11 protein-coding genes are annotated in these 12,607 nt (G+C 37.6%); 5 read left to right on the top strand and 6 right to left on the bottom strand.

The annotated features are described in order from the left end of the window. Window positions 1-53 precede the first annotated feature (53 nt). The 4 genes from TTE_RS04045 to TTE_RS04030 form a co-directional block, all read right to left on the bottom strand. Window positions 54-530, bottom strand: a complete 477-nt coding sequence (locus tag TTE_RS04045) for an HDIG domain-containing metalloprotein (protein ID WP_041587123.1) — start codon at window positions 528-530, stop codon at window positions 54-56. Window positions 531-539: 9 nt separating this feature from the next. Continuing rightward, window positions 540-2,066, bottom strand: a complete 1,527-nt coding sequence (hutH, locus tag TTE_RS04040) for a histidine ammonia-lyase (RefSeq protein ID WP_011025234.1) — start codon at window positions 2,064-2,066, stop codon at window positions 540-542. A gap of 194 nt (window positions 2,067-2,260) precedes the next feature. Then, the gene (locus TTE_RS04035) at window positions 2,261-2,479 is read right to left on the bottom strand and encodes a hypothetical protein (RefSeq protein ID WP_011025233.1); all 219 of its coding nucleotides are present in this window, start codon (window positions 2,477-2,479) and stop codon (window positions 2,261-2,263) included. A 41-nt stretch (window positions 2,480-2,520) separates the two neighbouring features. Then, window positions 2,521-2,856 carry a hypothetical protein gene (locus TTE_RS04030; RefSeq protein ID WP_011025232.1) on the bottom strand — a complete coding sequence of 112 codons (336 nt, stop codon included), beginning with the start codon at window positions 2,854-2,856 and terminating at the stop codon, window positions 2,521-2,523. A gap of 151 nt (window positions 2,857-3,007) precedes the next feature. On the opposite strand from TTE_RS04030, the gene TTE_RS04025 reads away from it, so the two are divergent. Then, on the top strand, window positions 3,008-3,913 hold the full coding sequence (locus TTE_RS04025) for a M23 family metallopeptidase (RefSeq protein WP_011025231.1): 906 nt from the start codon (window positions 3,008-3,010) through the stop codon (window positions 3,911-3,913). Window position 3,914: 1 nt separating this feature from the next. Next, window positions 3,915-4,304, top strand: coding sequence for a bactofilin family protein (locus TTE_RS04020; protein WP_011025230.1), 390 nt, complete (start codon window positions 3,915-3,917; stop codon window positions 4,302-4,304). Between the two features lie 21 nt (window positions 4,305-4,325). Here the strand turns inward: TTE_RS04020 and TTE_RS04015 are convergent, their stop codons facing one another. Next, window positions 4,326-5,759 carry a PLP-dependent aminotransferase family protein gene (locus tag TTE_RS04015; RefSeq protein WP_011025229.1) on the bottom strand — a complete coding sequence of 478 codons (1,434 nt, stop codon included), beginning with the start codon at window positions 5,757-5,759 and terminating at the stop codon, window positions 4,326-4,328. Window positions 5,760-5,926: 167 nt separating this feature from the next. Then, window positions 5,927-7,330 (bottom strand): ISLre2-like element ISTte3 family transposase, encoded by a 1,404-nt coding sequence (locus tag TTE_RS04010; protein WP_011024560.1) that lies wholly within the window; start codon window positions 7,328-7,330, stop codon window positions 5,927-5,929. Between the two features lie 265 nt (window positions 7,331-7,595). Between TTE_RS04010 and iadA the strand changes: the two genes are divergently transcribed. From iadA to TTE_RS03995, 3 genes are all read left to right on the top strand, one after another. After that, window positions 7,596-8,774: a beta-aspartyl-peptidase gene (iadA, locus tag TTE_RS04005; RefSeq protein WP_011025228.1), complete on the top strand. Its 1,179-nt coding sequence runs from the start codon at window positions 7,596-7,598 to the stop codon at window positions 8,772-8,774. 239 nt (window positions 8,775-9,013) lie between these two features. Further along, the gene (locus TTE_RS04000) at window positions 9,014-10,762 is read left to right on the top strand and encodes an ABC transporter ATP-binding protein (protein ID WP_011025227.1); all 1,749 of its coding nucleotides are present in this window, start codon (window positions 9,014-9,016) and stop codon (window positions 10,760-10,762) included. Window positions 10,763-10,772: 10 nt separating this feature from the next. Further along, window positions 10,773-12,578 carry an ABC transporter ATP-binding protein gene (locus TTE_RS03995; protein WP_011025226.1) on the top strand — a complete coding sequence of 602 codons (1,806 nt, stop codon included), beginning with the start codon at window positions 10,773-10,775 and terminating at the stop codon, window positions 12,576-12,578. Window positions 12,579-12,607 lie beyond the last annotated feature (29 nt).

Raw genomic sequence — 12,607 nt, 5'->3', positions numbered from 1 at the left:
ATAATAACGGGTTCCCGATATTTTGTCAACAGTCTGAGCTAGAGAAGACCTCTCTAGCTCTTTTTATCCGCTTCCTGAAGTTTTTTTACATCTTCATCTAAAGTTTCAAAATCGTGATGATGTTCTACAAGATATACAACCCTTTCACTGAGGCCCATTTCTCTGCAAATCTTTGCGCTGTACTTTGGATGGTTATAATACACTTCCAAAAAGAAAAAATATCCTCTTAGAAAATTTGCAATAAAAGGGATTTTTTCTAAAATAACCGCTATCGCTTTTTTGTTAGGAGTAATCTTGGCTTCTGTCTTCCCTATATCGTGAAAAAGCGCGGCCTTTATCAAGTCCTCATCCTCTATACCGTATTTGTCAATGATATAATAGCAGACATCCAGTGCATGTCTTTTTTCAAAGTCAGGAAATCTATTAAAATAGCTCAATTCTTTTTTGCTGAGCACTCTAAGCAAAAACTTATAGTCCTCTTCTGAAACGCACGCTCTTATTGCCTTCAAATACTGTTTTATTCTCCTCACTAAATTCACCTACTCAAGCATTATTCCTTCCTCTTTCAAAACTTCTTCAATCCTCCCTGACCTTATGATATCAAAGCAAGCATTTATGTCAATATAAAGTTCCCTATCCTCAACAAGAGGATTTACTTTTTCTCTCACCAACCTATATATTCTATCTGTCCCTTTACCTCTTTTAAACCCTTTTCTAAATTCCAATGCCTGTGAGGCTGTCAGAAGCTCTATAGCTAGAACTGTAGTCACATTTTTAAGAACCTCTCTTGCTTTTCTAGCTGCGATTGTGCCCATGCTGACATGGTCCTCCTGGTTAGCAGAAGAAGGAATTGAATCCACCGAAGCTGGATGAGAAAGCACCTTATTTTCAGAAACCAGAGAGGCTGCTGTGTACTGTGCAATCATCATCCCTGAATTAAGTCCCCCTTTTTCCGTCAAAAAAGGCGGTAAATCATTCAGCTGATAATTGACCAGCCTTTCAATTCGCCTTTCAGAAATATTTGCAATTTCTGAAAGGGCAATGGAAAGAAAATCCATTGCAAGGGCTACAGGTTCGCCGTGAAAATTTCCTCCTGAAATTACTTCACCATCATCGGGGAAAATCAGCGGATTGTCAGTAGCAGAATTTATCTCTACACCTAAAACCCGTTCAATGTAGGATATGGCATCTCTCACAGCGCCGTGTACCTGAGGAATACACCTTAATGTATAGGCATCCTGCACCCTAATTTCTCCCTGCCTCGTTATAAGTTCACTTCCTTCCACCATTTTCCTCACATTTTTGGCAGATACAATCTGCCCTTTATGAGGCCTAACCATCTGAACCCTGTCATCAAAGGCATCTATTATTCCCCTCAAAGCTTCCAAAGTTATAGAAGCCACAGCATCAGCAACGGCAATTATCCTTTTTGCGTCATATACATTGAGGCATCCTAATGCTGACATCACCTGAGTCCCATTTATAAGTGCCAAACCTTCCTTTGAGCTTAAAGTAATGGTAGGTATTCCTGCCCTCCTCATGGCCTCTTCTCCAGATACTCTCTCTCCAGCATAAAAAGCCTCTCCCCTACCTATCATAACTAATACCATATGAGCCAAAGGCGCAAGGTCTCCACTAGCCCCCAGCGAACCCTTTTCTGGAATTACAGGCACCACATTTTTGTTTATCATTTCAATTAGCGTCTCAACTGTTTCTAGCCTCACTCCTGAAAAACCTTTAGCCAAAGCATTTGCCCTCAAAAGCATGATGGCTCTCACTACTTCTTCAGGCAATGGATCTCCCACTGCGCAAGAATGGCTCATTATCAGGTTCTTTTGGAGCGCTTCTGTATCCTCTTTAGAGATTACCACGTCACTAAATTTCCCGAAACCCGTAGTAATGCCGTACACCACTTTCCCCTCTTTAACATATCTATCAACTATCTCCCTTGAGTGGACAATTCTCTCTTTCGCCACTTCACTTAACACAACTTCCCATTTATCTCTTGCAACTTTTACCACATCCTCTATTGTCAAATTATTGCCATCAATCACAACTTTTTTCATAATCCCCCTCCTTTTCACGTTAATCCTTTATCACAATAAAATCAAAAAGGCGAGGTAAAACCCCGCCTTCTTTTTCATTATTAAATTGTAAGATACTGTAACCACGCTTCATCCCACTCTTTTCAAACCTTCTTTGTATATTCCTATTCGACAGAAACAAAAAAAATCCTGCTGAATTTTAAAATTTTTAAATTTTAACTCTGATCCAGGCTTGAAAGCACCTCATCAAACACGCCAATCCTGCACTCCTTTTTATTGACATCCCAGTGCCTGCATATCTCACAGCTCCTCTCCTGAGGCGTGACAGACATGACAAAGCTATTCCCGTAAAGAGACTGGTCGAGTTCAAAGTCTTCACAACTTCTTCCAACAGCTTTCAATTGCTCAGTGCTGACCACAATCCCACCACCCATTTATATATTTCTCCTAATAGTATCTTCCTTTAATTTTTAATTTATTCCCTCAAAAAATAATAGGGTAGCGCAAACAAAAAGGACATAAACCACATGACAAACATCGCTATTATCAAATAACTTCCCCATTCCTTCATGTACTTTATCTCTTCCCTTCTCTCTGGTAACTCCTCTTTATAGTATATCTTCTTCACAAGCTTTAAATCATTTATCCAGTAAAGGACATAGAGAATACCTCCTAAAAGTCCCACTCCAGTCCCTATCAATAAAAGGTAATTGCTATAGTAAATATAAGATGTAAAAAATCCATTTACTATGATATTTGCTAAAATAGCCCCTATGCTCAATATGAATCCCAGAACAACTCCCTTTCTCATACTCCACCTCAAAACTCAAAAATCTCTCCCTTGATTATACCACAAAAATTATTTTAAATATTAACAAAATTTAAAATTTGATTTTCAGGCAGGATTTTTAGGTATGGATATAGAATATATATTTGTCCATTTTTTTGGGGTGGGGGTAAAAATGGCTAAAAAAAGGCAAAAGTACATAAACATAATGGTCATTCCTGACTCAAACCGGCAAATAAAAACTATAAAGCTATCCATTCCCCTTTTAAAGGCCGTTTCAACAGTGGCCGTAGCCTTGATATTAACCGCGACAATATCTTTAGTATATTTCAGCAAAACTACCGCTCATCTTTACACTGTAATACTGGAAAAAGACATGCAGATATCCCAACTCACACAGATAAAAGAAGAACAAGACAGAAAAATTGCAGCTCTTAACAAAAACGCCCAGATGGTAAATGAAAAAATTAAAAATCTCACAGAATTAGAAGAAAAAATAAGGAGAATGGTAGGACTTGCCTCTCCCACTACAAGCCGTGGAAATGTAACAAGAACTCTTCCATCAGATAGCACAATATCTTACGACAACCAAACAACCACAGAGCTTTTATCAGAAATTGACCAGAAGACAGAAGACTTTAAAGATTTGATATCAAAAGTAGAAGCTCGGCTTAACTATTTAGCAGCTCTTCCCTCGGCTTACCCCGTATACGGTACTATAACTTCCCCTTTTGGAATGAGAAAAAACCCTTTTGGATATGGATATGAATTTCACCCGGGGATCGACATATCTGTTCACATAGGAACACCGGTTAAAGCCGCAGGAAAGGGTGTCGTAGTATACGCAGGGTGGCTTGCAGGCTACGGCAAAGCGGTAATAATCGACCACGGATATGGTATTGAATCTGTATACGGCCATAATTCTCAAATCCTCGTAAAAGTAGGACAAACTGTAAATAGAGGAGATGTAATAGCTAAATCAGGAAACACGGGAAGAAGCACAGGACCTCACGTCCATTTTGAAATAAGGGCGAATGGAAGCCCTGTAAACCCGATGAAATATCTAGCAAAGGGGAATTAACATGTTTCAGAAAAAGAGCCAGGTAGAAATAAATCCTGAAAAAATTGATACTGTAATAGGGAAAAACACCTCATTTGAAGGAACCATAAGGTCTGAAGGTACTCTTAGAATAGATGGCAATTTCAGCGGACAAATAGAAACAAAGGGAAATGTGATTATAGGGGAAGGCGCAAAAATTCAAGCAAATATCTCATCCGACAATGTGATTGTCTCAGGAGAGGTTAAAGGCAACATACTGGCAAAGAGCCAATTGCAGATCACATCTACTGGAAAAGTATATGGAGATATTGAAGTCCAAAATTTAGTAATAGAAGAAGGAGCTGTTTTTGAAGGCAAATCAAAAATGTCCAAATCTTTCCCTCAGGAGGAGGATAAAAAGGTAGAGGAGTGACCTTTTTATCCTCCTCCTGTTTTATATTATAGGAAGATACATCTCATTTTCATTCTGCCCTTCGCTTAAAACCTGTCTTAATATTTCAATTCCTTTTTCTATCTCTTGCACATCGCATGAGGCAAAACTTAATCTCAGAAAATTGTCTTCTTTTTTTATTCCAAAAAACATATCCCCCGGAACTACCAATAACCCTCTCTCAAGACATTTCTGATAAAAGTCTACCGCTTTCCAGTTATCTTTAAGCTTTACCCAGTAGTAAAAACCTCCTTTTGGAATATCAAACTCAAAATAGCTTTTTAACTGGGTAAGCCCTTCTTTCATCTTTTCAAACCTTTCTCTCATTACGCCTTTCACTTCTTCAATGTGTTTCTTCCAGATGTTTTCCCTCAAATATAAATCGAAAGCCCTCTGCATCAGCCCAGAAGTAGTGAGGTCTGTAACATATTTTGCCTTGAGAAAACTGCTCACAAGTTTTTCCGGGGCTATGATAAATCCAAGACGCAATCCCGGCATGTGAACCTTAGAAAAGCTTTTTAGGTATATCACCCTGTCGTACTTATCAAAAGCTTTGAGAGGGAATACATCTGTTTCTGTAAAAGATAATTCAATTGCAAAGTCATCTTCTAAAAGGTAAGTTTCATACTTCTCCGCCAGCCCTACAAGTTTTTCTTTTTTCTCATCGCTATATAAAATACCTGTGGGATTGTGAAAATTCGGCATCACGTATATGAACTTAGGCTTAAATTTCTTCAATTTATCTTCCAGATCCTCTATGTCAATTCCGTCTTTATTTAAATTTACCTCTAGAATATCTGCTCCTCTCGATTGAAAAGAGGCTAAAGCCCATGAATATGTGGGTCTTTCTACGACTATTGTGTCACCAAAATTGATCAAAGCTTTTGACACAACGTCTATCCCCTGCTGGCCTCCTGAGATGACCTGAATGTTTTCAACTCCCGTTTCTATTCCATAAAGCCTCACAAACTTGAGGATAGACTCTCTTAAAGGCTTATATCCCCTGCTGTCCTGATACTCAAAAGCATACCCTCTATCCCTTTTTAATACTCTGTTTATAAGCTCTGCAAACTCATCCACAGGGAAAAGTTCTGGATTTAAGGATGAAGAGGCAAAATTTATAGTCCCCTTTTTGACAGGTATCTCTCTGTGCTCAGAAAGTTCAATATCTTCTATCAAATCTCTATCCCTCTGAATGCCCTCACAGACGTAAGTTCCACTTCCCACTCTGGTGTACACATATCCGTTTTCTTCTAAAAGCCTGTAAGCATTGACCACAGTTATAATATTGACTCCCAACTCTTTTGCCATGCTCCTTATTGTTGGAAGCTTATACCCAGGTGGCAAGCTCCCATTTTCTATAAACCTTTTGAGCTGAGAGTAAAGCTGAAGGTATATTGGTGTCTCTTTGTTCCTGTCAATAACAATTTTATTCATACTTTCCCCTCACAATTGTATCGTTACAATTTTCTATATTTATCATAACAAAAATTCTATCCTTTTTCAAAATGAATTATAATCGGGATAGTGTCAAGATACTGTAGGATTTTTTTAAGACAACCCCTGAAACTTAATTAATTCAGGGCTTCGTTTTATCATGTTCTTTATATAACTTGTGCATATTTTAATGCTCTTAAAACCCTATATATTGGCGTTACTTTCCCTATATTCAAAACCGTAATATTGTTTATTTTTTCATTTGTAGACGTTTTAACTCTCCTTACTGCCTCTTTTATTTGCTTCTCTGTTAATTTGTAACTTCCTGCATTTATATTCTTTTTCTTGCCCCACTCTACTTCTCTTAAGTCTCCTCCATTCTTGCTAAATACCCTTAATTTCGCCATTAACTTTAATCCTTCTCTGCTCCACCCTAATGGATTCCTGCTAAGTCTTGCAGAAAATACATGGCTTATATGCCCTTCTGCACTGCACCCTATTACATCTTCGTCTTCACTGTATATCTTTATCCCTTCCCAATTGTTTAGTATGTATCTCTTCGCTTCCTTTATCTTTTCTTTTTCTTTCTCTTCTTTTGCTATCTTTATTAACTCACCAAATATTTTCTTCACTCCTTCTTTATCCCCTTCATTTATTGCTCTCCATATCTTATCCCTATACTTTGGCTCTTTTGATGTTGCTTTTAATACGTATTTGTTTAAATGATATCTGTCTAACACAAACCTTGATTTTACTATCCATTCTAATCCCTCTTTTATCCATGGTGCTCCATCTCCTGCTATGTATATCTTCTCTATCTTCTCTTCCTTGTAATTTTCTTCTATGTAATTCGCTACATCTATCCATATGTCTTCTGCTTTCTCTCCTACGTATGCCTTGTAATACACATTCTTCAGTACGTTCCTTCCGTTTTTCTCTTCCCTACCTTCATGTATGTATATCAATCGCGGTGTTTCACTGCTGCCATCTTGTAAAGGTACATGGTCTTCATCTGCTTCTATGTATAAAACCCTTACTTCCTTCTTCTCTTTTATTTCTCTCTTCACCTCTACTTCTCCTATTTCCCTTATTGCGTTTAATACCGTCTGTTTACTTATTTTCTCTGGACATGCTTTCTCGCTACTTTTCTCGTATGATTCTTCTATCGCATTTTCTACTAACTTTATTTTTACTCCCTTTTCTATCCTCTCGTGCCGTCCTATCTCTAATGCATCATCCACTAAATATGTATATCTACCATCCTCCCTTGATTTGTAATATGTCCTCTCATATTCAATATCCCCAAGGACTGTCGTTAATCTCTTTTTATCTTTCCTCTCTACTACCCATTTTTCTTTCCTTCTCTTGTCTTCTTTTATTATCCTATCTAACTCCTCAATAATTGCTTCTATTGCCTCTCTACCTAGTTTGTCCGTAAGTTCTTTTATCCTTGCTACAAGCTCTGTAATATTCATTCCATTCTTTAATAAATCCTCAAAAACATTCATCATTTCCCTAGTGAAATTTAGAGCATTTTGTAGTATAATATCCTCAAAAATATGTTTTTTCACAAGAGACACCCCTTTCGTGTTTTTTGTTTTCCACAATCTATTTTATCACAGGGGTTGTCTCTTGTTTTTTCACTTTAAAAATCCTACGATAATTTTACACTATGTATAATTCGGGTTGTTAGCAAAGTCATTGTTGCAGACACACAAAACTAAAGGCTTGCTTTTCGGGCTCTGGCAGGTTCCCGGCCACTTCTCTAATTTTTGCCACCGGTCTGTTATAATATTGATATACGGATGGAAAACTAATATGGAAAGGAGGATTATTATGTTTCTTTTGCTAAAAGGATTAAACGTCTACTCCCCAGAACCAATAGGCAAAAAAGACATACTCATATGTTGCGAGAAAGTCATAAAAATAGCCGATGAAATAAAACCTTTTAAAGAATTTGGAGATGTAGAAATAGTAGAAGAAGTAGAAGGCCTAATAGCTGTACCCGGCTTTATTGACCAGCACGTTCACATAGCAGGGGGAGGCGGAGAAGGTGGTCCTTCAACCAGAACTCCAGAAATAACTCTATCAGATATAACAAAAGGCGGAATAACTACTGTGGTAGGGCTTTTGGGGACAGACGGAATAACGCGTGGAATGGCTTCGCTTCTCGCAAAAGCAAGAGCACTAGAACAGGAGGGAATAACAACTTATATTTACACAGGAGCTTACGAGATACCTACGCGCACCCTCACAGGAAGTGTAAGGTCAGACCTCGTCTTGATTGACAAAGTCATCGGTACAGGTGAAATTGCGATTTCGGACCACAGGTCTGCACAGCCTACAGTAGAAGATTTAACAAAACTAGCAGCAGAAGCCAGAGTTGGAGGACTTCTAGGTGGCAAACCCGGAATAGTGCACCTTCACGTGGGAGACGGTATAAGAGGCCTTTCTCCTATTTTTGAAATTGTAGAAAAAACCGAAATACCTATTACCCAGTTTGTTCCAACTCACATAAACAGGGCATCTCATTTATTTGAACATGGCTTGAAATTTATAGAAATGGGAGGAACGATAGACCTTACCTCTGACATAAAACCTGACCCCCATTCGAAAACAGCTTTGACCCCAAAAGAGGCGATTAAAAAAGTCCTGGAAAACAAGCTTCCAATAGAAAAAGTCACAATGAGCTCTGATAGCAACGGCAGCATACCTGTGTTTGACGAAAACAAAAAACTGGTAAAAGTAATGGTAGGGAGCACAGATACACTCTACAGAGATTTAAGAGAAGCAATTATAGAAGGCATTGTCCCCCTTGAAAAAGGGATAAAAATAATAACAGAAAATGTGACAAAAGTATTGAACTTATACCCCAGAAAAGGATGCATTTCCGAAAAATCTGACGCTGACATAGTCATACTGGACGAAGATTTAAATATCCATTCAGTCATAGCGAGAGGCAAATTTATGATAAGAAAAGGAAAAATTGTAAAGAAGGGCTTTTTCGAAGAGTAAAAGGAAAAGCAGCATTTTGCGCAAACTCAAGCGCAAAATGCTGCTAATTTTCTTAAAAGGTAGAAAGGTATTTCATCTCCATCCCACAAAATTTTATTCAATTTTAACCAATACCTATTATATCACATTTTTTCATATTGCAATATAGTTTTAATAAATTTTTTGAAATTTTAAAGGTTTACGTTATAATAATATTATGCCTCTTAGAAAGATGAGAGACAGTTCAAGGGGGAGATATTATGAAGAGTTTCACAACAGTCATTCCTTTTATAAAGAGGCATAAATGGGATTACATAATTGGAATCATTTTCTTATTAGGAGTAGACTTGCTTCAGATGATAATTCCTCATCTACTTGGCAGTGTAACCGATTTATTTAAAAGTAAAGATTTAACTCCAAAAATATTACTAAATTACTCTTTATGGATAATAGGTATATCTTTACTAGTTTTTGCTTTTCGGTTTATTTGGCGCATTAAAATAATGGGAATGTCAAGGCTTTTAGAAAAAGACTTAAGAGAAGACCTGTTTTCCAAGCTTTTAACCTTATCTCCTCAGTACTATCATGAACACAAGACTGGAGACTTAATGGCCCATGCCACAAATGACATAAACGCCATAAGAATGGCAGCAGGGCCAGGAATAATAATGTCAATAGATGCTTCATTTTTAAGCATCACAATCATCCTCATAATGATTTTTACTATTAATTTTAAACTGACCCTATTTGCCCTTTTGCCTCTGCCAGTTCTGGCTCTGGTAGTCAACCGATTTGGAAAAATAATCCATGCAAGGTTCACAAAAGTTCAGGAGGCTTTTGCGTCGTTAACTGATAAAGTTCAAGAAAGCATCTCTGGGATAAGAGTCATAAAAGCTTTTGTCCAAGAAAAAGAAGAAATAGAAAATTTCCGTCAGGAAAATTTTAGAAATTTTCTTGCCAATATGAACATGATTAAAATATGGGGTCTATTTGACCCGGCAGTGCAGTTTTTAGCAGCTTTAAGCTTTACAATAGCTCTTTTATACGGTGGAACTCAGGTAATAAGAGGTGTGATAAGTCTTGGCGAATTTGTCGCTTTCACTGCTTACCTCGGCATGCTCATATGGCCCATGATGGCTTTTGGCTGGGTCATAAATATATTTCAAAGAGGGGCTGCTTCCATGGAGCGAATCAATGTGATATTAAATGAAGTGCCAGAGATAACTGACAAGTTTGCTGATCCAAATATTACTACAATAAAAGGAGATATAGAGATAAAAAATCTGACCTTTTCATACAAAAAAGACTTACCTCCTGTATTGAAAAACATAAACTTAAAAATCCCCAGAGGCAAAACTCTTGCTATAATTGGAAAAACAGGAAGTGGAAAAAGCACTTTAGTAAACTTAATAGCGCGACTCTACACCGTACCTTGTGACAAAATCTTCATAGATGGACATGATATAAACGAAATACCATTAAAAGTTTTAAGAGAAAATATCGGCTTTGTGCCTCAGGATAACTTCATCTTTTCTGACACGATCGCTAACAACATAGCCTTTACAAAAGAAGAACCTCTGGAAAAGATACAGAAATTCGCTGAAATGGCGGATGTGCATAAAGACATAGTAGAATTTCCTCAGCAGTACGACACTGTTGTCGGTGAAAGAGGTGTAACCCTATCAGGAGGTCAAAAGCAGAGAATAGCCATCGCCAGAGCTTTAATAAAAGATCCAAAGATTTTAATACTTGATGACAGCCTCTCCGCAGTAGATACCAACACCGAAGAAAGGATACTTAATAATTTAAAAGAATTTATGAAGGACAGAACTACCATAATAGTCTCCCACAGAATTTCTACCATCAAAAATGCAGACGAAATTATAGTTCTTGACGAGGGCGAAATAGTAGAAAGAGGTACCCATGAAGAACTGCTAAATTTAAAAGGTTTGTATTACAGCATATATGAAAAACAGCAATTAGAAGAAGCTATACAAAAAGAAGGCTGAGGTGATAAAAATGGAATACCAGCAAGAAGAAATCATGGCAAAGCCTTTTGACTGGAAAATAATGAAACGTCTCCTTACCTATGCAAAGCCTTATTGGTTTTATATACTAATAGGAGTCATAGCAATTTTACTTGTAACCGTCTCAAACCTCTTAAGGCCTTACCTTGTACAGCAAGCAATAGATAACTACATAAACAATCCCCACATCTCCAAAGAACAGGCGATACAAGGTGTAATAAGAATTGGAAGTCTGTACATAGTAATAATAACAGTAGCATTTTTGATAAATTATGGGCAGGTGTACCTCATCCAATACACAGGTCAAAAAATAATATTTAACTTAAGGCAGCAAATTTTTGAACACCTGCAAAAACTCTCCCTATCATTTTTTGATAGAAACCCTGTTGGTAGGTTAGTAACTCGCGTAACAAATGATACAGACACTTTAAATGAAATGTACACAAGTGTCATAACAAACCTATTTAATGATGTGTTCATAATCGCGGGAATCGTCATAGCCATGGTGAGTTACAACTTAAAGCTTGCATTTATCGCTCTATCTACCACTCCTTTGATACTGACAGGAATGTACATTTACAGAAAGCTTGCTTCTCAGGCATATCGCCTTGTGAGAGTGAGACTTGCCCGGATAAATGCCTTTCTTTCAGAACACATAAGCGGCATGAAAATAGTTCAGCTTTTTGTGACGGAAAACAAAAAAATGGAGGAGTTTAAAAAAATCAACAAAGAGTACTACGACGCCAACATGAGACAGCTTACAATATTTGCTATATTCCGCCCTTCTATGGACGTCATTTACTCTCTCACTCTAGCCCTCTTGATATGGTATGGAGGCAGAGATATAATCGCTGGGAAAATAGAATTTGGCGTGCTGTACGCTTTTGTAAATTACCTTCAACAGCTTTTTCAGCCCATATTCGACATATCTGAAAAATACGACATACTTCAGTCAGCAATGGCATCTGCAGAGAGAATATTCATTCTCTTAGATACTAAAGAGGAAGTTAAAGACCCTGAAGACCCCATTCCCCTTGAGGAAGTTAAAGGGAAAATTGAGTTTAAAAACGTGTGGTTTTCTTACAATGGCAAAGAGTGGGTGCTAAAAGATGTATCTTTTGAAGTAAATCCCGGAGAAACAGTGGCTTTTGTTGGAGCTACAGGTGCAGGTAAAACTTCTATAATAAACCTTTTGTGCAGATTTTACGACATTCAAAAAGGAGAAATATTAATTGACGGAATTGACATAAGAAAAGTAAGGCAGCAAGACTTGAGAAAACACATCGGCATAGTCCTTCAGGATGTATTCCTGTTTACAGGAGACATAAAGTCAAACATAAGGCTAAATAACAAAAACATAACTGACAACGACATATACAGAGTAGCGAAGTACGTAAATGCCCATCAGTTCATAAAAAAACTCCCAGAAGGATATAACTCAAAGGTCACAGAAAGAGGGTCAACCCTTTCAGCAGGTCAGAGGCAGCTTTTAGCTTTCGCTAGAGCTTTAGCATTTAACCCCAAGATATTAGTTTTAGATGAAGCTACAGCAAACATAGACACAGAAACAGAAAGGCTGATACAGGACGCTCTTGAAAAATTGACAAAAGGGCGCACTACGCTTGTCATCGCCCATAGGCTTTCCACAATACAGCACGCTGACAAAATAATAGTCCTTCACAAAGGCCGCATAAGAGAAATAGGAACTCATCAGGAACTTCTTCAGAAAAAAGGCCTTTACTACAACCTCTATATGCTGCAGTATAAAGATCAGCTGTCAGAAAGTAAAATCAGCTAGCATACTGCCAAGTGAGGAGGGGCATACTA

It is taken from the genome of Caldanaerobacter subterraneus subsp. tengcongensis MB4 (assembly GCF_000007085.1).
GTDB lineage: Bacteria > Bacillota > Thermoanaerobacteria > Thermoanaerobacterales > Thermoanaerobacteraceae > Thermoanaerobacter > Thermoanaerobacter subterraneus.
This window is presented reverse-complemented; position numbering and strand designations above follow the sequence as displayed.

Coding starts and splice junctions, on each gene's coding strand:
- TTE_RS04020 (WP_011025230.1), top strand. CDS start 3,915: ATGTTTCAGAAAAAGAGCCAGGTAGAAATAAATCCTGAAAAAATTGAT.
- TTE_RS04015 (WP_011025229.1), bottom strand. CDS start 5,759: ATGAATAAAATTGTTATTGACAGGAACAAAGAGACACCAATATACCTT.
- TTE_RS04000 (WP_011025227.1), top strand. CDS start 9,014: ATGAAGAGTTTCACAACAGTCATTCCTTTTATAAAGAGGCATAAATGG.
- TTE_RS04035 (WP_011025233.1), bottom strand. CDS start 2,479: ATGGGTGGTGGGATTGTGGTCAGCACTGAGCAATTGAAAGCTGTTGGA.
- TTE_RS03995 (WP_011025226.1), top strand. CDS start 10,773: ATGGAATACCAGCAAGAAGAAATCATGGCAAAGCCTTTTGACTGGAAA.
- hutH (WP_011025234.1), bottom strand. CDS start 2,066: ATGAAAAAAGTTGTGATTGATGGCAATAATTTGACAATAGAGGATGTG.
- TTE_RS04025 (WP_011025231.1), top strand. CDS start 3,008: ATGGCTAAAAAAAGGCAAAAGTACATAAACATAATGGTCATTCCTGAC.
- iadA (WP_011025228.1), top strand. CDS start 7,596: ATGTTTCTTTTGCTAAAAGGATTAAACGTCTACTCCCCAGAACCAATA.
- TTE_RS04030 (WP_011025232.1), bottom strand. CDS start 2,856: ATGAGAAAGGGAGTTGTTCTGGGATTCATATTGAGCATAGGGGCTATT.